The organism is Bradyrhizobium sp. HKCCYLRH3061, assembly GCF_051168015.1.
Taxonomy (GTDB): domain Bacteria; phylum Pseudomonadota; class Alphaproteobacteria; order Rhizobiales; family Xanthobacteraceae; genus Bradyrhizobium.
Map to the genome: position 1 here is coordinate 43,911 of NZ_JBNPUE010000011.1, position 20,546 is coordinate 64,456.

Below are 20,546 nucleotides of genomic sequence, written 5' to 3' on the forward strand. Positions count from 1 at the left end.
AAGGGGGAGGGGAGCGCACCGACGGCTTGGCGAGATTGCGGCTCGCTTGATCGAGCGAGGTAATTCGATCGCCTACGGCTTCGCCGGCGCCGGCGGCCCGTACACCTCGCGCCCCGCCGCGGGCTCCGTCTTCTCCCGATCGCCCGCGAGCACGCGCTGCACGGATACGAAGAACACCGGCACCATCAGCAGCGCCAGGATCACCACCGCGATCATGCCGCCCATCACGTTGGTGCCGAGCGCCTGCTGGCTGGCACCGCCGGCGCCCGTCGCCATCGACATCGGCAGCACGCCGCAGACGAAGGCGAGGCCGGTCATGATGATCGGGCGGAAACGCAAGGAGCAGGCTTCGATCGTCGCCGCGACCAGCGGCTTGCCGTGGGCGCGCAGATCCTTGGCGAACTCGATGATCAGGATCGCGTCCTTTGCGGCGAGGCCGATGATGGTGATCAGCGCCACCGTGAAGTACACGTCGTTCGACAGGCCGCGCAGATTGGCGGCGACGACGGCGCCGAGGATGCCGAGCGGCACGGTCAGGAGCACCGCGAGCGGGATCGTCCAGCTCTCGTAGAGCGCAGCGAGACACAGGAACACGACCAGCGCCGAGAGACCGAGCAGCAGCGGCGCCTGCGAGCCCGACAGCTTCTCCTGCAGCGACTGTCCGGTCCATTCATAGCCGAAGCCGCGCGGCAACTTGCCGGCGAGCCGCTCCATCTCCTTGAGCGCATCGCCCGAGGTGTAGCCCGGCTTGGCCTCGCCGGAGATGCGGATCGCCGGATAGTAGTTGAAGCCGGCGATCTGGGTCGGTCCCTTGGCCCATTGGATGGTCGCGAACGACGAGAACGGCACCAATTGTCCCTTGGCGTTCTTGACGCTGTAGTTGAGGATGTCGTCCGCGTTCATGCGGCTGATGCGGTCGGCCTGCACCACGACGCGCTGCATGCGGCCACGGTTGGGGAAGTCGTTGACGTAGGTCGAGCCGAGATTGGTCGAGATCGTGTTGTTGATGTCCTCGAAGGTGACGCCGAAGGCACCGGCCTTCTCGCGGTCGATCATCAGATTGACCTGGGGACCCTGCGGCAGGCCTTCGATGAAGACCTTCTGCAGCACCTGGCTGGCATTGGCCTCGGCGATCAGCTGGTCGGCGGCCGCGGTCAGCGCGGCATAGCCCTTCTGGCCGCGGTCCTGCAGGCGGAAGCTGAAGCCGGAGGAGTTGCCGAGATTGTCGATCGGCGGCGGCTGCAGCGCGGTGATCTTGGCGTCGCGCAAGCCGGCGAGATCGCGGTTGATGTCGGCGACCAGTGCCGCGGCGCTGTCATGCTTGCCGCGCTCCGACCAGTCCTTCAGCGAGATGAAGGCCTGGGCGGTGTTGACGCCCTGGCCGGCATAGCTGAACCCGGTCAGGAAGGTGACGTCCTCGATGCCCGCGCGCTTGGCGAGATACCTCTCGACCGCCTCCACCGCCGCCTGCGTCCGCGCGTAGGACGAGTCCGCCGGCGTCTGCACGTCCGTCGTGATGAAGCCCTGATCGTCGACCGGCAGGAAGCCGCCCGGCAACCGGATGAAGGCGAAGGTCAGCCCGACCAGGAAGATCGCATAGATCAGCATCAGCCGGCCGGTGCGCTTCAGCGCGCCGCCGACCACGCCGGTGTAGCGGTTGCGGCTGTTGTCCATGAAGCGGTTGAACCAGCCGAACAGGCCTTTCTTCGCGTGACCGTGACCGGCCGTGACCGGCTTGAGCAGGGTCGCGCACAGCGCCGGCGTCAGCGACAGCGCCAGCAGCGCCGAGAAGCCGATCGCCGCCACCATGGTGACCGAGAACTGCCGGTAGATGATGCCGACCGAGCCGGGGAAGAACGCCATCGGCACGAACACCGCCATCAGCACCAGGGTGATGCCGATGATGGCGCCGGTGATCTGGCCCATCGCCTTGCGCGTCGCCTCCTTCGGCGACAGCCCCTCCTCGGTCATGATGCGCTCGACGTTCTCGACCACGACGATGGCGTCGTCGACGAGGATGCCGACCGCGAGCACCATGCCGAACATCGTCAGCATGTTGATGGAGTAGCCGACCAGCATCAAGGTGGCGCAGGTGCCGAGCAGCGCCACGGGCACCACGATGGTCGGAATGATGGTGTAGCGGATGTTCTGCAGGAACAGGAACATCACCACGAACACCAGCACGACGGCTTCGACCAGGGTCATCAGCACCCGCTTGATCGAGGCCTTCACCACCGGCGTGATGTCGTAGGGAATCTCATAGGTGATGTTGGAGGGGAAGAAGCGCGACAGCTCCTTCATCTTGGCCTCGACCGCACCAGCGGTCGCCAGCGCATTGCCGGTCGGCGACAGCAGCACCGAGAGACCGGCGGTCGGCTTGCCGTTGAGGCGGGTGTTGAACTGATAGCTGAGGCCGCCGATCTCGACGCGCGCGACGTCGCGCAGCCGCACCGTCGAGCCGTCGGGGTTGGCGCGCAGGATGATCGCGCTGAACTCGTCGGGTGAATCGAGCTGGCCCTTGACCAGCACCAGCGCCGAGGTGCGCTGCGAGGTCGTCGCGGGCTCGGCGCCGATGCTGCCGGAGGCGACCTGGGCGTTCTGGGCGCCGATCGCCTTGGTGACGTCGTCGGCGGTCAGGCCGTAGCCGATCAGCTTGGCCGGATCGAGCCAGACGCGCAGCGAGCGCTCGGTCGAATACAGCGTGGCACGGCCAACGCCGGGGATGCGCCGGATTTCGCCGAGCACGTTGCGGATCATGAAGTCGCCGAGGCCGACCTCGTCGAGACTGCCGTCGGTCGACTGCAGGGTGATGATCTGCAGCACCGCTGCGGACGCTTCCTCGACCAGGATGCCCTGCTGGATGACAGCGCGCGGCAGCCGCGCCTCGACGCGCTTGAGGCGGTTCTGCACCTCGACCGAGGCGTCGTTGGTCGACGTGCCCGGCACGAAGTTGGCGGTGATCTCGACCTGGCCGAGCGAGTCGCTGGTGGATTCGAAGTTGAGGATGCCGGAGGCGCCGTTGAGCTCCTCCTCGATCAGCCGCGTCACGCTGTTGTAGAGGTTCTCGGGCGAGGCGCCGGGATAGCTGGTCGAGATCGAGATCGAAGGCGGCGCAATGATCGGATATTGCGCGACCGCCAGCAGCGGAATCGCGATCGCGCCGATCAGGCAGATGAACAGCGCGACCACCCAGGCAAAGATGGGCCTGTCGATGAAGAAGCTCGGCATGGCGACTTACCGCGTCGCCGACTTCGATTCGAGCTGCGTCGCGGCGCTGACCTCGGTCCAGACCTGCGGAGCGACCCTGTCGCCGGCGGCGAACTTCTGGAAGCCGTCGACCACGACCTTGTCGCCGGCGCGCAGACCGTCGGTGATCAGCACCAGGCCATCCTGGGTCGGGCCGGCGCGCACCGGCCTGGCGATCGCGCGGTTGTCGTCGCGGATCACGTAGACCTCGGAACCGCCGGCAGCGTTGCGCTGCACCGCCTGCTGCGGCACGCCGACGGAGTCGCTGTCGATGCCCTGCTCGATGCGGACGCGGACATACATGCCCGGCAGCAGCTCGCGCTTGGGATTGGCGAACTCGCCGCGCAGGGTGACCTGACCAGTGGCGGCATCGACCTTGGCGTCGGAGAACAACAGCTTGCCCGGGATCGAGTACGGCGTGCCGTCGTCGAGCACGAGACGGACCTTGATCGCGTCGGGCGAGATCTGGTCGAGATCGCCGGACTCGAACGCGCGGCGCAGGCGGTTCAGCTCGCTCACAGACTGGGTGAAGTCGGCATAGATCGGGTCGAGCTGCTGGATCGTGACCAGCGAGGTCTCGTTCTGGACCGCGATGGCGCCTTCGCTGACCTGGGCCGCGCCGACGATACCGTCGATCGGCGCGCGCACGGTCGCGTAGTCGAGATTGAGCTGGGCGCGCGCGAGATCGGCCTTGCGGGCCTCGATATCGGCCGCAGCCTCGCGTTCCGACGAGATCGCCTTCTCGTTCTCGACGGCTGGCGCCGCGCGCTCCTTGAACAGCTGCGCGATGCGATTCGCCTGCTGCACGGCGCGCTCATGCACCGCTTCGGCCTTGGCCAGCGCCGCACGGCTCGACAGGATCTCGACCTCGAAGGGTCGCGGATCGATCCGATAGAGCGGATCACCCGCCTTGACCTCGCTGCCCTGACGGAACAGCCGCTCGACGACGATGCCCGAGACGCGCGGGCGCACGTCGGAGACGCGGGTCGGCGCGATGCGGCCGGGCAGCTCGCGCACGATCGCGCGCGCCTTCTGCTCGACGGTCACGATGCCGACCTCGGGGATGACGATCTGCTCATTGGCGGAGGCCTGAGCCTGGATGGGGTCGTTGCAGCCGGCCAGCAGCGGCGCGGCGGCCGCGAGCATCAATGCACTGCTGACCAGCGACGCGCGAAAACGAGACATGAGTGGAGGAGCCCCCTCGATGATGATGAAAACCAGTCGACCGGATGGCCCGGTCATGGCGCCATTCTGGCGCTCGCCTTGCGTGCAACATAGAAAACAGCTGCTGCGACGCAACGCGGAACCTGGGCGGCTTGATGTCACACGAACTACGTAGCTGATAGATTTAGCTTTTTCGCGACTCACCTGATTGTGAGCGCTTTGTGGCAACAAGTTCCGGGCAGGTTCCGCAGAGCGAAACGCGAATCCCATGACGGCGCTGCGGCATCCCGCCGCAGCGAACAAATTAGTTGGCCGGCCGCAGACGGTAATGGCTGACGCCCCATTCGCGGCCGTCGTCATGGCCGAACAGACCCGCGGTGGCGAGGAAGAACCAGCGCCAGCGGCGCATCCAAAGCGTCGCGTCGTCGCCATAGACGGGCTGCAGCACCTGCAGGATGCGGTCGCGGTCGGCGTCGAAATTGGCGAGCCAGTCCCGCGCCGTGCGCTGATAATGCGCGCCGCTCCAACGCCATTCTTTCTCGACCGCGAACAGATCGTCGTACTGCCGGATCAGCCCGTGGCTCGGCATGATGCCGCCGGTGAAGAAGTGCCGCGCGATCCAATCCTCGCGATCGTTGCGGTCGAACAGGTAGGATGCGGTGCGATGGGTGAAGATGTGCATGAACAGCCGGCCATCCGGCAGGAGCCATGCCCGGACCCGCGACAGCAGCTCGCGCCAGTTCATCATGTGCTCGAACATCTCCACCGAGACGATGCGATCGAACCGCGCGTCGGGAGCGAACCCGTTCATGTCGGCGGTGACGACCCGCAAATTGAGCAGGCCGCGCGCGGCCGCCATCTCCTCGATCGCGCGGCGCTGCGAATGTGAGTTGGAGACCGCCGTGATCTTCGCACGCGGGAACTGCCGGGCCATGAACAGCGACAGCGAGCCCCAGCCGCAGCCGAGCTCCAGAATGCTCTGGCCGTCCTGCAGATCGGCATTGGCCACCGTCTGGCGCAGCGCCTCCTCCTCCGCCTCCTGCAGGGTCGAGACCGGCTCCTTGTAGAAGCAGCAGGAATATTTGCGGTTCGGCCCGAGCACGCGGGCGAAGAACGCCGCCGGCACCTCGTAGTGCTGGCTGTTCGCCGCGTCGGTATGCTCGGCGATCGGCCGCGTCGTCAGCAGGCGGGCGAACTCTGCGTCACCCATCGCATCGGCCCCGCCGAGCCGCGCCGCCGTGCGCGCGCACAATTCGGAGATCGCCGAGCGGATGACGGCATCGGGCAGCGGCACACGCTCGGCGGCGCCGATGATGGTCGAGATGAAGCTCATGCTGCGGCTCCGTTACTTCGCAAAGTGATTTGGCGGCAGGGGAAAGAACGCGCTGGTGCGCGCCTGGTAGGCCCGGTAGCGATCCCCGCGCGAGCGCAGCATCTGCTGCTCCAGCGGCGGGATGCCGGTGACGTGGACCAGGATCCAGTACATGAACAGCGGCGCGAGCAGGCTGGCGAAGCCCCACGGGTGGTCGAACGACAGCGCGATGACCGGGTAGGACAGCCAGCACACCCATTCGAAGAAATAGTTGGGATGGCGCGACCAGCGCCACAGGCCGACGTCGCACACCTTGCCTTTGTTGACGGGATCGGCACGGAACGCCTTGAGCTGAGCGTCGGCGACGCCCTCGCCGGCGATCCCTGCGAACAGCACGAGGATGCCGAGATAGTCCTGCAGCCGCAGCTCGGCGGCCGGCGCATGGGCGGCGACGAACATCGCGAACACCAGCGGGATCGAGCCCCAGGCCTGCTGCTGCAGGAACAGGAACATCTTTCGCGGTGCGGCCGCGCCCCATTGCCGGGCAAACTCCGCGTAGCGCGGGTCGTCGGAGATGCCGCGGCTGCGCGCCGCAACATGGCCGCCGAGCCGCAGCGACCAGACCGCTACCAGCACCGCGACCAGCCATTGCCGCGCGTTGGGGGCGGCGCCGCCGGCGGGCCAGATCGCGCCGGCGGCGCCGACCAGCCCGACGGAAAACGTCCAGATGGTGTCGACCCAGCCGGAGTTGCCGCTGCGCTGCTGCACGACCCAGGCGAGCCCCATCAGCACCGACATCGCCACGGCCATCGCCAGCAGCGCTTGCAGATATTCAACGACGGTCATGACAAAGCCAGGGCGTTCCCGCTAGATATGAGCCACGGGACTAACTACGCCGCGGGTGCCCGCCGGTTTCAGCCATAGTTCCGCGCAGGGGACGGGATTGCGCCGATCGCGGCTTTTTTCCCGCTGCTGCTGTGCCATAGTGGATTTCAGGGACCGGTCCCCGCAACGGATGTCATCGACAATGCCTCAAGGCTCCCCCTCCCGCTCCGCGATGGACGTCGAACGGACCAAGCTGTCCACGCCCCGGATCTTCCTGGTGCGGATGCTGGTCTTCCTGGTGCTGTGCGCCCTGGTCGGCGTCGTGCTCTACAAGCAGATCGTCATGGCGTTCTTCGCCAATCCCGGCCTCAACGCCCTGATCGGGGCCGTGCTGCTGATCGGCGTCATCCTGTCGTTCCGACAGGTGGTCCGGCTCTATCCGGAAGTGTCCTGGGTCAACAATTTCCGCATCGCCGATCCCGGCCTGGCGGTGCCGCGCCACCCGGTCCTGCTGGCGCCGATGGCCGCCATCCTCGGCCGCGAGCGCTCCGGGCGGATGTCGATCTCGCAGCAGACCATGCGCCATCTGCTCGACTCTATCGCGACCCGGCTCGACGAGGCCCGCGACATCTCGCGCTACATGACCGGCCTCCTGGTGTTCCTGGGCCTGCTCGGCACGTTCTGGGGCCTGATCGAGACGGTCGGCTCGGTCGGCAAGGTGATCGAAGGGCTGAAGGTCGGCGGCGACGCCGGTGCGCTGTTCGACACGCTGAAGGGCGGCCTTGCCGCGCCGCTGGGCGGCATGGGCATCTCGTTCTCGTCCTCGCTGTTCGGCCTCGCCGGCTCGCTGATCCTCGGCTTCCTCGACCTGCAATCGAGCCAGGCGCAGAACCGCTTCTATACCGATCTGGAGGACTGGCTCGCCGGCACCGTGCGGGAATATGGCGGCAGCGGCGACACCGGTGCCGACCTCTCGGTTGCCATCGAGCGGCTGCGCACCGCCATGGAAGAAGGCTCCAACCGCGGCGCCACCGCGGCGATGGCCAACCTCGCCGAGGCGATCCAGGGCCTGGTCGGGCACATGCGCACCGAGCAGCAGATGATCCGCGAATGGGCCGACGGCCAGGGCGAGCAGAACCGCGAGATCAAGCGGCTGCTGGAGCGGCTGGCGCGGCAGACGGAGAAGAGTTGAGCTGCTCCGTCGGCCGGCCCAGGCCGAACTACTAGACGAGCTAGGAGACGCTGAATGGCGCTTGCCCGTACCCGCCGCGGAGATTCCGGCCTCAACTACTGGCCGGGCTTCGTTGACGCGCTGTCGACGCTGGTGCTGTCGATCGTGTTCCTGCTGACCGTGTTCCTGGTGGTGCAGTTCTTCCTGTCGCAGGAGGTCACCGGCAAGGACAAGGCGCTGGAGCAGCTCAACGCCAAGATCGCGCAGCTCAACGAGATGCTGTCCCTGGAGAAGCTCGGCAAGCTCTCGCTGGACGACCAGGTTGCGCAGCTGCGCGCCGGGCTCGCGAACGCCGAGGCCGAGCGCGACCGCGTCAAGGGCCTCTATGACGGGCTCGCCAATGCCGGCAGCAATGCCGCCGGCCGCGCCAACGAGCTCAACCGGGCGCTCGACTCCGAGAAGCAGGTCACGGCGCGGGCGCTGGCCCAGATCGAGGTGCTCAACCAGCAGATCAGCGCACTGCGCCGCCAGCTCGCCGCGCTCGAGGATGCGCTCGATGCCTCGGAGAAGCGCGACAAGGAATCGCAGAGCCGCATCGCCGATCTCGGCTCGCGCCTCAACGTCGCGCTGGCACAGCGGGTGCAGGAGCTGACCCGGTACCGCTCGGAGTTCTTCGGCCGGCTGCGCGCCATCCTCGGCAACCGTCCCGACATCCGCGTCGTCGGCGACCGCTTCGTGTTCCAGTCGGAGGTGTTCTTCGACACCGGACAGGCCACCCTGCTGCCCGAGGGCCAGCAGGAGCTGAACTCGGTGGCGACCGCGCTGGTCGACCTCGACAAGCAGATCCCCGCAGAGATCTCCTGGGTGCTGCGGGTCGACGGCCACACCGACGTTCGTCCGATCAACAGCCCGGTGTTCAAGTCGAACTGGGAATTGTCCTCGGCGCGCGCCATCTCGGTGGTGCAATATCTGATCTCGCTCGGCGTACCGGCCCAGCGCCTGGTCGCGGCGGGCTTCGCCGAATTCCAGCCGCTGGATCCTGCAAACACCGAGGAAGCGTTCCGCCGCAACCGGCGTATCGAGCTGAAGCTGACGGAGCGGTGACGTCGAACTCCACCCTCCGCCCCTATCGCGCCGAGGACGAGGACGCGGCGATCGCGTTGTGGCAGGAGACCTGGCAGCTCGCCTATCCCGCCATCGATTTTGCCGCGCGCGCTGCGTGGTGGCGTGAGCGCTGGCGCAATGAGCTGGTGCCGAAGGCGGAGGTGATCGTCGGTGAGGCGGAAGGTGCACTTGCCGGATTCGTCACGATCGATGCAACGGGCTATCTCGATCAGCTGGTGGTCTCGCCGCGGTATTGGGGCTCACCGCTCGCGACGCAATTAGTGGACGCTGCCAAGGAGCGATCCCCTGGAGGCATCACGCTGCTGGTCAACAAGGATAACGCGCGAGCAATCAGCTTCTACAAGCGCTGTGGCTTTGTTGAAGCCGGCGAGGACGTCAACCTGACCTCGGGCCGCCCGGTGCTGCGGATGGCGTGGACGCCTTAGTTGCCGACACTCGGCCTCGCAGCCGCATGCTCTGCTGTCGTCCCGGACAACCGAGCGAAGCGAGGGCAGATCCGGGACCCATACTCCGCAGCAGATGTGTTGCGAACAATGGCGGTGACGGGCATTTGCCAGCCAAACATCTGCCTGTGGTTATGGGCCCCTGCTTTCGCAGGGGCGACACCGAGTGTGGGGTGGCCAGCAACTACACGCCGCGGAACAGCACGCCGATGGTCAGCACCACGAAGGCAATCGCCAGCGCATCGAAGGCGTGCGCTGCCGACAGCAGCGGCACCGACGCGTGCATGTAGTGCGCGAGCATCGCGACGAGCGCGAGCACCAGCGCGATCGCGAAGATGACGAACGAGGGTGGGGTGAGGGCAAAACTGCCACGGCGATAAGGCATGCGCGTTGCTCCTGTGCGGTTGGGCGCGCAGCAGGACGGCGCGCCATCTGTTCCGGCAGGGAACGTATAAAGCGGGAGAAAGGTTGCAGGGTCGGGAACAAGAATTCCGAGAGTGTTGCCGCTCATCCACGGTGTTGCCGAAACTACACGCCCTCGAACTGCAACCGCGCCAGCCGCGCATAGAGGCCGTTGGCCGCAACCAGCGACGTGTGCGTGCCCTGCTCGACGATGCGGCCGCGGTCCATGACCAGGATGCGGTCGCAGGACAGCACCGTCGCGAGGCGATGCGCGATCACCAGGGTGGTGCGGTCCTTCATCAGCCCCTCGAGCGCGGTCTGCACCAGCGTCTCGCTCTCGGCGTCGAGCGCCGATGTCGCCTCGTCCAGCAGCAGCAGCGGCGCATCGCGCAGGATGGCGCGCGCGATGGCGATGCGCTGGCGCTGACCGCCGGACAGCGTGACGCCGCGCTCGCCCAGCGCCGCGTCGAAGCCGTTCGGCAGGCGGCGAATGAATTCGCTGGCATGAGCGAGATCGGCGGCACGCTCGACCTCGGCGTCGGTCGCCTCGGGCCGGCCGAAGCGGATGTTCTCGCGCGCGCTTGTCGCGAACACCACGGATTCCTGCGGCACCAGCGCGATGCGCTCGCGCATCTTGCGCGGGTCGGCCGCGCGTACCGGCACACCGTCGAACGAGATCGAGCCGGAGGCCGGATCGTAGAAGCGCAGCAGAAGATGGAACAGCGTGCTCTTGCCGGCGCCGGAGGGGCCGACGATCGCGACCTTCTCGCCGGCGCTGATCGCAAACGAGACGTCATCGAGGACGCGGACGTCGGGGCGGCTCGGATAGGCGAAGCTGACGTGGTCGAAGCCGAGGTCGCCGCGCGCCGGCTCCGGCATCGGGCGCGGCTGCGCGGGCGCCGTGATCTCCGGCTGCACATGCAACAGCTCGAACAGCCGCTCGGCCGCGCCGGACGCCGCCGACACTTCGCCCCAGACCTCCGAGAGCTGGCCGAGACCGGCGGCGGCAAAGGCCGCGTAGAGCACGAACTGACCGAGCCGGCCGGCGCTGATCGCGCCGGTCAACACGTCGTGCGAGCCGACCCAGAGGATCGCGACCACGCTGGAGAAGACGATGAAAATGATGATCGCGGTGAGCACGCCGCGCGCCTGGGTCGAGACCCGCGCCGCCTCGTAGGCCTGCTCGACCTCGCCGCCGAAACGCGCCGCAGCGAGCTTCTCGCTGGTATAGGCCTGCACGGTCCTAATCGAACCGATCAGCTCGGACGCATAGGCCGAGGCGTCGGCGAGCGTGTCCTGGGCGTTGCGCGACAGCCGCCGGACCCAGCGCCCGAACGCCACCAGCGGCAGCACGATCAGCGGGATCGCCAGCAGCACGAAGCCGGACAGCTTCGGGCTCGTGATCACCATCATCGCGGTGGCGCCGATGAACAGCAGCAGATTGCGCAGCGCGATGGACACGGAGGCGCCCGCCGCCGATTTGATCTGGGTGGTGTCGGCGGTGAGCCGCGACACCAGCTCGCCGGAGCGAGCGGAATCGAAGAAGGACGGCGACAGCGACATCAGATGCGCGAACACGTCGCGCCGGAGATCGGCGACGATGCGCTCGCCGATCGTCATGACGAGGTAGTAGCGGGCCGCGCTTGCCAGCGCGAGCACCGCCACGACGGCGATCATGACGCTGAAATAGCTGTTGATCAGCTCGATGCCCTTCGGCGTGAAGCCGAAATCGATCATGCGGCGGACCGCGATCGGCACCAGCAGCGTGGTCAGGGCCGCGACCGTGAGCGCGATCAGCGCCAGGAGGGCGCGGCCGCGATAGCGCAGGACATAGGGAGACAGCGCCAGCAGCGGGCGCAGCTTCGAGCGCCGCACAGGGCTTGCCGGCTCGGCCAATGCCTCGACGGCCGCAACGGCATCTCCGACCGGATCCTGCCCCGTGGCAGCGCCCTGCCGTTCGTCAAGCCGTTCCACTGCGCTCATGGGCCACCTGAGAATTCTTCCAAATACCGATCTGCCGTCCTGATAGGCCTGCCGGGCCGGGCTTGGCAAATCCGGAAACGTACCAAGGTGTTCAACCGCGACCTTGGCTTGTTTTGGGCAGAACCTTGGGCTATAGAGCCGGCCAATTGTCCCCCTTCAGTGACGACAGGATCAGGCGCGGCCGCGCCGCATCATGTCCTCGCATCGTGCCGCAGGATCAGCCATGAAAGCCGACATTCACCCGAATTATCATACGATTACGGTCGTGATGACCGATGGCACCGAGTACCAGACCCGCTCGACCTGGGGCAAAGAGGGCGACAAGCTCAACCTCGACATCGACCCCAAGTCGCACCCGGCCTGGACCGGCGGCACCCAGCAGATCATGGATCGCGGCGGCCGCGTCTCGCGCTTCCAGAAGAAGTTCCAGGGCTTCCTCAAGAAGGATTGATCCTTCCTGGGCCCTCGGCACCGGCCATCCTGGCCTGCGCCCATGGACAGCTCACAGCAAAACGCCCCCGGACACGGGGGCGTTTTTGTTTCTGGGCTGGACGCAACGAGACCTCCGGGTGAGGCGAGCGGCCCGGCAGGGCCGCCCGATGCCGCGGCCTACTGCTCGAACGCAGCCTTCAGCCGGTTGAGATGCGGGACCAGCGGATTGCCGATCGCGCTCTGGTCCGGCGGCGGGGAATGAATGGTCGAGTCGAGCCGGCGGACCCGCACCTGAAGGCTCATCGAGCGCGAGATCAGGCTCTGCAGCTGCTGCGGCAGCTTCTCCAGCAGATCATCCGGCCCGGGATCTGCGGCGGTCAGCTTGACCTTGGTCTTCTCGCGGTTGGCCTGGCTCAGGGTCATCTCGCCCTCCTTCACCGCGCGGTGCAGGAGCAGCCAGGACGCCAGCTGCATCAGGCGGGTGGTGAGGCGCATGCTCTCGGTGGCGTAGGTCAGGCTGACGGCGCGGTCGAGCGCCTTGGCTTCGTTGCGGCCGTCGCCATCGAGATAGGCGGCGGTCTCCTCGACCAGATCCATGCCTTCCCGGAACAGCGCGCCGAATGCAGCAGAATTGGTGAGCCGCTCGTTGAACTGAACCAGAGCGCCATCGCTCAGCAAACGGTCCGACATGGTTAACGCCTCTTAAACGCGACTGTTTACGCAACCCGGCAACGACGCCGGTATGATGAACAAATCATTGCGCGGCCGGTTTCGAGAGTCCAGCAGCAACGCCTTTTATGGTTTCCACGGCGTGGGCCATGCCGTGCCCTCGTACCATTTGCGACTGCGACACGGCCGTTTCAGGCCGAGTCGCACGATCAGCTCAACTAGCAACCATGATCACGGCAATAGTTTGCAGTCGTCGAAGGAGGATCGTCACGCCTGCCGCGGCGCACGGGATTTTCGCGCGTGACCTGCTGGCGACCGAAGACCGGCACGGGCGCAATGAGCAGGTACGACAATCGTTCCACGATCGCCCGCCTGCGGATGGACGAGCGCGCCACGGGCGACCGCCCGGTTCGCCCGGCTCGGTGCGGGCGCAAAAAAAGAGCCGCCGTTTCCGGCGGCTTTGAAGTTGATAACAGGGAGGCGTCAAACAGAGTGGACAGGAGCCACTCGGTGTCCAAACGAGGACGGTTCCGGTTGTAAACGCGAAAGCTTAATCAACCGTAAATGGCGAAAATTTTTCAATCTTCGTTAGCTATGTCGGCCACTGGCCGACCGTGTTTCCACGGCCGCGAGGCTCACGACTTGAAGATGCTGGCGGCGGCATCACGCGAGGCGCGCTTTTTCGCCACCGCCTGTTCGATGCGCTCGATCTCGGCGCGGAGCAGCGCCACCCGGCTGGTCAGTTCCTCGACCGACAGCATCGACAGATCCTGCCCGATCTCGTGCGAAACGGCCTTGCGCGGCCGATCGTCGTCCTCGTTGGCCATCTCAACCTCCTCCCGGTTGCCAGCCATGCCCCGGCTGGCTTAAGCACGCGGCAGCATCGCTTTCAGCCCTCGCCGAAGGATTTCTCATGGAACAGCTGCCCGCGCAAATGACCGTGGTCGCCATCAGCCAGCCGGGCGGACCCGAGGTGCTCAAGCCGGAAACCCGGCACCTCCCCAAGCCGGGCCCCGGCGAGATCCTGATCAAGGTGAAGGCCGCCGGCGTTAACCGTCCCGACGTCGCCCAGCGCTCCGGCAGCTACCCGCCGCCGCCCGGCGCCAGTGACCTGCCCGGGCTGGAAGTGGCCGGGGAGGTCGTGGCGCTCGGCGAGGGCGCGGTCCGGCACAAGCTCGGCGACACCGTGATGTCCCTGGTCGCCGGCGGCGGCTATGCGCAATATTGCATCGCACAAGACGCGCAGGCGATGGCGGTCCCCTCCTCACTCTCCATTCTGGAGGCCGGCGCCCTGCCCGAGACCCTGATGACGGTCTGGCACAACGTATTCGAGCGCGGCGGTCTGAAGGCGGGTGAGACCCTGCTGATCCATGGCGGCTCTTCGGGCATCGGCACCATGGCGATCCAGCTCGCCACGGCATTCGGCGCCAAGGTGCTGGTCACCGTCGGCTCGCAGGACAAGGCCGACGCCTGCGTCAAGCTCGGCGCCATCAGAGCTATCAACTACAAGACGGAGGACTTCGTCGCCGTGGTCAAGGAGGCGACTGGCGGCAAGGGTGCCGACGTCATCCTGGACATGGTCGGCGGCGACTACATCGAGCGCAACTACGACGCCGCGGCGATCGATGGCCGTATCGTCCAGATCGCCTTCCTCGCCAGCCCCAAGGCGTCAGTCAATTTCGTCAAGCTGATGGTGAAGCGCCTGACCCATACCGGATCCACGCTGCGCCCGCGCAGCAACGCCGACAAGGCGGCGATGGTGGCGGCGATCGAGGCCAAGGTGATGCCGTTCCTGCGCGAGGGCCGCATCAAGCCGCTGATGGACTCGACCTTTCCCCTCGTGGACGCCGCGAAAGCGCATGCACGCATGGAGACCAGCCAACATATTGGCAAAATTGTGTTGGAAATCTAGGCGCAGTCTAAACAGAGCGTGTTTGGAAACTCTTTGATTCTCCTCGCTTTCGTGCCAATGATCGCGCACATCTGAACCGTGCCTGGAACGGCTCCAATTAGCCCGGCGACGACCTCTTTCGATTTGGCTTGTTTCGCTTTGGATTGGTGTCGAACGCGGAGATTTGACATTGCGTCTGATCAGGTGCCTCGCGTCGTTGGCGGCGCTGGGCCTCGTGATGTGTGGTGCCGCTGCCCCCGCTCAGGCCGTTGACGCCGTCAGCGTTCGCAGCGACGCGCCTGCGATCGACCTCACGGGCATCCTCGATCATCAGCGCAGCGAGAACGACCGCATCCAGGTCTCGACCGCGCCCGGCACCGACGGCATCGTCCGCCGCATCGAGGTGCGGGCCCGCGAGGGCGGCCAGAACTGGATCGTGTTCGCGCTGGCCAACAACACCGACGACCAGCTCGACCGCCTGATCGTGGCACCGCACTACCGCGTGGTCGGCTCCGGCGTGTTGTGGCCAGATCTCGGCCTGTCGCGCATCGCCACCATCACGCCCTCGGTCGGCGACCTGCCGGAGCGGCAGGAGAGCCCGACCGCCGACGTCTTCCGCGTCACCCTCGATCCCGGCTCGGTCGTCACCTTCGTGGCCGAGCTGCGCACCGACAAGCTGCCGCAGCTCTATCTGTGGGAGCCCGAGGCCTACAAGGACAAGGTCAACTCGTTCACGCTGTACCAGGGCATCGTGATCGGCATCTCCGGACTTCTCGCCCTCGTTCTCACGATCCTGTTCGTGGTCAAGGGCAGCATCATGTTTCCGGCGGCCGCGGCGCTGGCCTGGGCGGTGCTGGTCTATATCGGCGTCGATTTCGGCTTCTGGGGCAAGGTCCTGGACATGTCGAACAATGCCGAGCGCGTCTGGCGCGCGGCCGGCGAGGCGATCCTCGCCGCGACCCTGCTGGTGTTCCTGTTCGCTTATCTCAACCTGTCGCGATGGCACGTTCGCTACTCGCACATCACGCTGGGCTGGCTGTTCTTCTTAGGCTCGCTGGTCGCGGTGGCGCTGTTCGACCCGGCGGTGGCCTCGGGCATCGCGCGCATGTCGCTGCTGCTGATCGCCGTGCTCGGCTTTGCGCTGATCGTCTATCTCTCCAGCCACGGCTTCGACCGCGCGGTGCTGCTGATCCCGACCTGGTTCCTGCTCACGGTGTGGGTCGCCGCCGCCGGCATGACGGTCGCGGGCCAGGTCACCAACGACATCGTCGGTCCGGCCCTGCTCGGCGGCCTGGTGCTGATCGTGATGCTGATCGGCTTCACGGTGATGCAGCACGCCTTCGCCGGCGGCGGCGCCACCACCGGCATCGTCTCCGACGTCGAACGCCGCGCGCTGGCGCTGGCCGGCTCCGGCGACCTGATCTGGGACTGGGACGTCTCCGCCGACAAGGTGTTCACCAGCCCGGAGACCGAGAGCCTGCTCGGCCTCAAGCGCGGCACGCTCGAAGGCCCGGCCGCCAAATGGCTCGAGGTGCTGCATCCCCTCGATCAGGACCGCTTCCGCGCCGCGCTCGACAGTGTCCTCGACCAGCGCCGCGGCCGCCTGGTGCAGGACTTCCGGCTGCGCACGCCCGACGGCCATTTCATGTGGTTCGCGCTGAAGGCGCGCCCCGTGGTCGGCTCCGACGGCGAGGTCTCGCGCGTGGTCGGCACCTTGACGGACGTGACCGAGTTCAAGAATGCCGAGGAGCGCCTACTCCACGATTCCGTGCACGACAATCTGACCGGCCTGCCCAACCGCAAGCTGTTCATCGATCGTCTTGCCGCCGTCGCCAATTTCGCCAAATCGATGCCGGCCATGCGGCCGACCCTGATGGTGATCGATCTCGACCGCTTCAAGCAGGTCAACGACTCCGTCGGCATCGCGGTCGGCGATTCCATCCTGCTGACCCTGGCGCGGCGGCTGTCGCGCATCCTCAAGCCCCAGGACACGCTGGCGCGGCTGGCCGGCGATCAGTTCGGCCTGATCCTCTTGTCGGAGCAGGACCCCGCCCGCATCACCGCGTTCGCCGAGACCATCCGCAAGACCATCCGCGCGCCGATCGCCTTCAACGAGCGCGAGATCTTCCTGACCGCCTCGATCGGGCTCGCACTGTCCGATCCGCAGACGCAGCTGTCAGAGGACATCATCAAGGATGCCGAGCTTGCGATGTATCACTCCAAGCGCATCGGCGGCGACCGCATCGACGTCTACAAGCCGGCGATGCGCGCGCGCAAGAACGACCGCCTGACGCTGGAGAGCGAGCTGCGCCGCTCGATCGAGCGCCAGGAGATCACGATCCTGTACCAGCCGATCGTGCGGCTGGAGGATCGCTCGGTCGCCGGCTTCGAGGCGCTCGCGCGCTGGGATCACCCCAAGCTCGGCCGGATGTCGCCGATCGAGTTCATCACCATCGCGGAAGAAATCGGCCTGATCGTCGATCTCGGCACCTTCGTGCTCGACCAGACCGCGCGGCAGCTCTCGGTGTGGCAGCGCGCAACGCGGCTGCGCGAGCCGATCTTCGCCAGCGTCAACGTCTCCTCGCGCCAGCTGCTCCGCCACGACCTGATCCACGACATCCGCTCGGTGCTGGCGCGCTCGTCGGTGGCACGCGGCTCGCTCAAGATCGAGCTGACGGAATCGCTCGTGATGGAAAACCCCGAGCACGCCGCGCAGATGCTGGCGCGCATCCGCGAGCTCGGCGTCGGCCTGTCGATCGACGATTTCGGCACCGGCCATTCCTCGCTCGCCTATCTGCAGCGCTTCCCGTTCGACACGCTGAAGATTGATCAGTCGTTCGTGCGCACCACCGCGCGCGGCACCCGTCCCGTGATCCTCAAATCGATCATCGCGCTGGCGCACGACCTCGGCATGGACGTGGTGGCCGAAGGCGCGGAGACCGACTCCGATGCCGTCGAGCTCTACCAGCTCGGCTGCGAATACGCCCAGGGCTACGCCTTCGGCGAGCCGATGGATGCCGATGCCGCGATGCGGCTGCTGACCGAAGAGCGGCTGGAAGCGGCGAGCTGAGGGCCGCAATGCATCCATGATGGCAACAGCCTCAGGATGCATCTTTCCTTTTGCCTCGTTTGAGGTAGAGTTACCACGGTACCGCGTAAAGGGTGCCGTGTGAGTGATGACCAATGCGTGCTTGCGGGGCAGAAGGCTCGCGACATGGCCCGTTCGCGACGAGCCTAGTCCGTCTCGAACTGCGACAGCGCCGTGAGCGCGCGGCGATAGTTGTCGGCACCGAGCCGGCGTGCCACCCGCTTCTCGTGCGCGGCGACCAGGGCATTGGCCCTCTTCAGGATCAGGCGGCCACGCGGCGTCAGGCCGAGCGCATGGGCCCTGCGGTCGTGCGCGGAGCGCTCGCGCACGATCAGGCCGGCCTGCTGCAGGTCGTCGAGCAGCGCGACCATGCGCGCGCGCTCGATGCCCAGCGCGCCGGCGATCGCGATCTGCGCGGCGCCGGGATTGGCGGCGATCGTCTCCAGGATCGAATAGAGGATGACGTCGAGGTCGATCGTTGCGAGCGCGGCGTTGACGTCGCGGAAGATCCAGTGCTGCAGGCGGCGGACGAAATAGCCGAGATGGTTCTCGAGCTCACCGAGACCGATCCCGGACTCCCGGCTGGTTGCGTCTCGCTGCGCTCCGGCGCTCGCGCTCTTGGGCATGCTGGCTCGCTGACATGAAGCATCCCTGCCTAGACCGATGCCGTCGCCAGGGCAAGCCGCCCCGATTGGTCACATCCACAATAATTGCAAAGTACAACCATTCTGTTAGTCTCGCACTCAACGACTACACCATGGGAGGGAAACGCATGCCGTCAAAGACGACGACGGCTGCCTGCATTGCGACCGCAATGCGGCGGCAGATGGCACCCGATCGCGGCGCCTGCCGCGCGGCATCCTCCCTCCCCGCCTCCTCCCGCATTGCGGCTTCCGCGATTACGTCCCGCAGCCCGGAGACACGCCATGGCTGATGCAGAACGCCGCGCCTCCGAGCCTGCGATGTTCGCCGAGCCGTCGATCGAGGCTGTCAGGCGCGACGACGGCACGATCATCCTGCGCTCGCGCATGCCGCTGCAGCCGGCCGCGCGCTGCACCGGCGAATGGCTGGAGCATTGGGGCCGCCATTTCCCGGATCGCACGTTCCTGGCCGAACGCCGTGGCGACAACTGGACCTGGCTCACCTACGGCGAAACATTGATGCAGGTCCGCGCCGCCGCGGCCTGGATGCTCGCCCAGGGCCTGGGTCCCGAGCGTCCGCTCGCGATCCTCTCCGACAACAGCATCGCCCATGCCGTGCTGGCGCTCGCCGCGCAACATGTCGGTGTCCCCGTCTGCGCGATCTCGCCGGCCTATTCGCTGATGTCGACGGATCACGAGAAGCTGCGTGCGATGATCCGTCTGCTCGATCCAGGCGCCATCTTCGTCGCGCAGCGCGAGCCGTTCGCGAGCGCGCTCGCGGCCATCGACGGCCTGCACCGGGCAACGATCATCGCCGGCGATGGCGATGGAACGAGCGCGGTGCCGCTGCAGACCCTGCTCGCGACGAAGCCAGGCGCCGAGGTCGACCGCGCCTTCGCCGCGGTCACGCCGGACACGGTGGCCAAGCTGCTGTTCACCTCGGGCTCGACCGGGCAGCCGAAAGCGGTGATCAACACGCACCGGATGCTGACCATGAGCCAGCAGGCCAAGGCGCAGCTATGGACGTTCCTGCGCGAGGTCGAGGGCGGCCCCGTCATCGTCGACTGGCTGCCATGGAGTCACACCTTCGGCGCCAACCACAATTTCAACCTGGTGCTGAGCCACGGCGGGTCGATCTACATCGACAGCGGCAAGCCGGCGCCCGGCCTGTTCGAGACGTCGCTCGCCAATCTACGCAGCCTGGTGCCGACGATCTATTTCAACGTGCCGCGCGGCTTCGACATGCTGGTCGCGGCACTCAGGTCCGATGACGATCTGCGCCGCAGATTTTTCTCCGGCGTGAGGTGCATCCTCTATGCGGCCGCGGCCCTGCCGCAAAATCTGTGGGATGCGCTCAATGAGATGAGCCGGGCCACGATCGGCCGTCCTGCACCGCTGGTGTCGGCGTGGGGCGCCACCGAGACATCGCCGCTCGCGACCGACTGCCACTTCTTCGCCGAGCGCGCCGGCAACATCGGCGTGCCCATCCCCGGCACAGAGCTCAAGCTGGTGCCGACCGGCGAGAAGCTGGAGGTCCGCGTGCGCGGGCCGAACGTGATGCCCGGCTATTGGAAGGCGCCCGAGATCACGACCGCGGCTTTCGACGAGGAGGGCTTCTACAGGATCGGCGACGCGGTGAAGCTCGCCAATCCCGAGCATCCGGAGCGCGGCTTGTTCTTCGACGGCCGCATCACCGAGGATTTCAAGCTCAGCTCCGGGACATGGGTGAACGTCGGCGCGCTACGCGTCGCCGGCATCGCGGCGCTGGCACCGTTGGCGCAGGATATCGTGATCGCCGGCCACGGCACCGACGAGGTGCACTTTCTCGTCGTGCCCAACATCGCAGCGTGCCGCAGCGCTGCTGGGCTGGCCGAGACGGTCCCGGCCAGCGACGTTCTGGCGCATCCGTCGGTGCGCACCGCCATCGCGCGAGGATTGGCCAGGCTTCGCACTGACGCGGTCGGCTCGTCGCGCTATGCGAGCCGTGCGCTGTTGATGGCGGAGCCGCCCTTGCTCGATGCCGGCGAGATCACTGACAAGGGCTATATCAACCAGCGCGCGGTGCTCAGCCGCCGCGCCGATCTGGTCGCACGACTGAAGGATGAAACCGCGACCGAGCTGATCAGGCCCGACATGTCCTGATCCGGAACTACA

16 protein-coding genes are annotated in these 20,546 nt (G+C 66.7%); 7 read left to right on the forward strand and 9 right to left on the reverse strand.

The genetic code is table 11. From position 1 onward, the window contains the following. Positions 1–72 precede the first annotated feature (72 nt). From ACQR2C_RS18715 to ACQR2C_RS18730, 4 genes are all read right to left on the reverse strand, one after another. On the reverse strand, positions 73–3,228 hold the full coding sequence (locus ACQR2C_RS18715; RefSeq protein ID WP_316216503.1) for a multidrug efflux RND transporter permease subunit: 3,156 nt from the start codon (positions 3,226–3,228) through the stop codon (positions 73–75). 6 nt (positions 3,229–3,234) lie between these two features. After that, entirely contained in the window at positions 3,235–4,431 is a 1,197-nt protein-coding gene (locus ACQR2C_RS18720; RefSeq protein WP_434881817.1) for an efflux RND transporter periplasmic adaptor subunit, read from the reverse strand. Between the two features lie 283 nt (positions 4,432–4,714). Continuing rightward, a complete protein-coding gene (locus tag ACQR2C_RS18725; RefSeq protein WP_434881818.1) occupies positions 4,715–5,743 on the reverse strand; it encodes an SAM-dependent methyltransferase in 1,029 nt (342 codons plus the stop codon). Positions 5,744–5,755: 12 nt separating this feature from the next. Then, positions 5,756–6,568 (reverse strand): DUF1295 domain-containing protein, encoded by an 813-nt coding sequence (locus tag ACQR2C_RS18730; protein WP_434881819.1) that lies wholly within the window; start codon positions 6,566–6,568, stop codon positions 5,756–5,758. A 181-nt stretch (positions 6,569–6,749) separates the two neighbouring features. On the opposite strand from ACQR2C_RS18730, the gene ACQR2C_RS18735 reads away from it, so the two are divergent. From ACQR2C_RS18735 to ACQR2C_RS18745, 3 genes are read left to right on the forward strand one after another with little or no spacing between them, the layout of a single operon-like run. Next, positions 6,750–7,739 (forward strand): flagellar motor protein MotA, encoded by a 990-nt coding sequence (locus ACQR2C_RS18735; protein WP_315804771.1) that lies wholly within the window; start codon positions 6,750–6,752, stop codon positions 7,737–7,739. 54 nt (positions 7,740–7,793) lie between these two features. Continuing rightward, a complete protein-coding gene (locus ACQR2C_RS18740; RefSeq protein ID WP_315804770.1) occupies positions 7,794–8,822 on the forward strand; it encodes a peptidoglycan -binding protein in 1,029 nt (342 codons plus the stop codon). Further along, positions 8,819–9,268 (forward strand): GNAT family N-acetyltransferase, encoded by a 450-nt coding sequence (locus ACQR2C_RS18745; protein WP_434881820.1) that lies wholly within the window; start codon positions 8,819–8,821, stop codon positions 9,266–9,268. Before ACQR2C_RS18740 ends, ACQR2C_RS18745 begins: the two co-directional genes overlap by 4 nt. A gap of 202 nt (positions 9,269–9,470) precedes the next feature. Here ACQR2C_RS18745 and ACQR2C_RS18750 read toward each other — a convergent pair whose 3' ends face one another. Both ACQR2C_RS18750 and ACQR2C_RS18755 read right to left on the reverse strand, forming a co-directional pair. Next, positions 9,471–9,671, reverse strand: a complete 201-nt coding sequence (locus ACQR2C_RS18750; RefSeq protein WP_006614616.1) for a hypothetical protein — start codon at positions 9,669–9,671, stop codon at positions 9,471–9,473. A gap of 143 nt (positions 9,672–9,814) precedes the next feature. Continuing rightward, entirely contained in the window at positions 9,815–11,671 is a 1,857-nt protein-coding gene (locus ACQR2C_RS18755) for an ABC transporter ATP-binding protein/permease (protein WP_434881821.1), read from the reverse strand. A 223-nt stretch (positions 11,672–11,894) separates the two neighbouring features. Between ACQR2C_RS18755 and rpmE the strand changes: the two genes are divergently transcribed. After that, a complete protein-coding gene (rpmE, locus tag ACQR2C_RS18760) occupies positions 11,895–12,122 on the forward strand; it encodes a 50S ribosomal protein L31 (RefSeq protein WP_012046762.1) in 228 nt (75 codons plus the stop codon). A 158-nt stretch (positions 12,123–12,280) separates the two neighbouring features. Here the strand turns inward: rpmE and ACQR2C_RS18765 are convergent, their stop codons facing one another. Further along, positions 12,281–12,793, reverse strand: a complete 513-nt coding sequence (locus ACQR2C_RS18765; protein ID WP_315804767.1) for a DUF1465 family protein — start codon at positions 12,791–12,793, stop codon at positions 12,281–12,283. Between the two features lie 614 nt (positions 12,794–13,407). After that, a complete protein-coding gene (locus ACQR2C_RS18770) occupies positions 13,408–13,599 on the reverse strand; it encodes a DUF1192 domain-containing protein (RefSeq protein WP_315713892.1) in 192 nt (63 codons plus the stop codon). 86 nt (positions 13,600–13,685) lie between these two features. On the opposite strand from ACQR2C_RS18770, the gene ACQR2C_RS18775 reads away from it, so the two are divergent. Together ACQR2C_RS18775 and ACQR2C_RS18780 are read left to right on the forward strand one after the other, a co-directional pair. Further along, a complete protein-coding gene (locus tag ACQR2C_RS18775) occupies positions 13,686–14,684 on the forward strand; it encodes an NAD(P)H-quinone oxidoreductase (protein WP_316216497.1) in 999 nt (332 codons plus the stop codon). A gap of 169 nt (positions 14,685–14,853) precedes the next feature. Beyond that, positions 14,854–17,733, forward strand: a complete 2,880-nt coding sequence (locus ACQR2C_RS18780; protein ID WP_315804765.1) for an EAL domain-containing protein — start codon at positions 14,854–14,856, stop codon at positions 17,731–17,733. A gap of 164 nt (positions 17,734–17,897) precedes the next feature. On the opposite strand, the gene ACQR2C_RS18785 is transcribed toward ACQR2C_RS18780, so the two are convergent. Next, entirely contained in the window at positions 17,898–18,377 is a 480-nt protein-coding gene (locus ACQR2C_RS18785; protein WP_434881822.1) for a MarR family winged helix-turn-helix transcriptional regulator, read from the reverse strand. 300 nt (positions 18,378–18,677) lie between these two features. Between ACQR2C_RS18785 and ACQR2C_RS18790 the strand changes: the two genes are divergently transcribed. Further along, entirely contained in the window at positions 18,678–20,534 is a 1,857-nt protein-coding gene (locus tag ACQR2C_RS18790; protein WP_434881823.1) for a feruloyl-CoA synthase, read from the forward strand. Positions 20,535–20,546 lie beyond the last annotated feature (12 nt).

Coding starts and splice junctions, on each gene's coding strand:
- ACQR2C_RS18715 (WP_316216503.1), bottom strand. CDS start 3,228: ATGCCGAGCTTCTTCATCGACAGGCCCATCTTTGCCTGGGTGGTCGCG.
- ACQR2C_RS18720 (WP_434881817.1), bottom strand. CDS start 4,431: ATGTCTCGTTTTCGCGCGTCGCTGGTCAGCAGTGCATTGATGCTCGCG.
- ACQR2C_RS18725 (WP_434881818.1), bottom strand. CDS start 5,743: ATGAGCTTCATCTCGACCATCATCGGCGCCGCCGAGCGTGTGCCGCTG.
- ACQR2C_RS18730 (WP_434881819.1), bottom strand. CDS start 6,568: ATGACCGTCGTTGAATATCTGCAAGCGCTGCTGGCGATGGCCGTGGCG.
- ACQR2C_RS18735 (WP_315804771.1), top strand. CDS start 6,750: ATGCCTCAAGGCTCCCCCTCCCGCTCCGCGATGGACGTCGAACGGACC.
- ACQR2C_RS18740 (WP_315804770.1), top strand. CDS start 7,794: ATGGCGCTTGCCCGTACCCGCCGCGGAGATTCCGGCCTCAACTACTGG.
- ACQR2C_RS18750 (WP_006614616.1), bottom strand. CDS start 9,671: ATGCCTTATCGCCGTGGCAGTTTTGCCCTCACCCCACCCTCGTTCGTC.
- ACQR2C_RS18755 (WP_434881821.1), bottom strand. CDS start 11,671: ATGAGCGCAGTGGAACGGCTTGACGAACGGCAGGGCGCTGCCACGGGG.
- rpmE (WP_012046762.1), top strand. CDS start 11,895: ATGAAAGCCGACATTCACCCGAATTATCATACGATTACGGTCGTGATG.
- ACQR2C_RS18765 (WP_315804767.1), bottom strand. CDS start 12,793: ATGTCGGACCGTTTGCTGAGCGATGGCGCTCTGGTTCAGTTCAACGAG.
- ACQR2C_RS18770 (WP_315713892.1), bottom strand. CDS start 13,599: ATGGCCAACGAGGACGACGATCGGCCGCGCAAGGCCGTTTCGCACGAG.
- ACQR2C_RS18775 (WP_316216497.1), top strand. CDS start 13,686: ATGGAACAGCTGCCCGCGCAAATGACCGTGGTCGCCATCAGCCAGCCG.
- ACQR2C_RS18785 (WP_434881822.1), bottom strand. CDS start 18,377: ATGCCCAAGAGCGCGAGCGCCGGAGCGCAGCGAGACGCAACCAGCCGG.
- ACQR2C_RS18790 (WP_434881823.1), top strand. CDS start 18,678: ATGGCTGATGCAGAACGCCGCGCCTCCGAGCCTGCGATGTTCGCCGAG.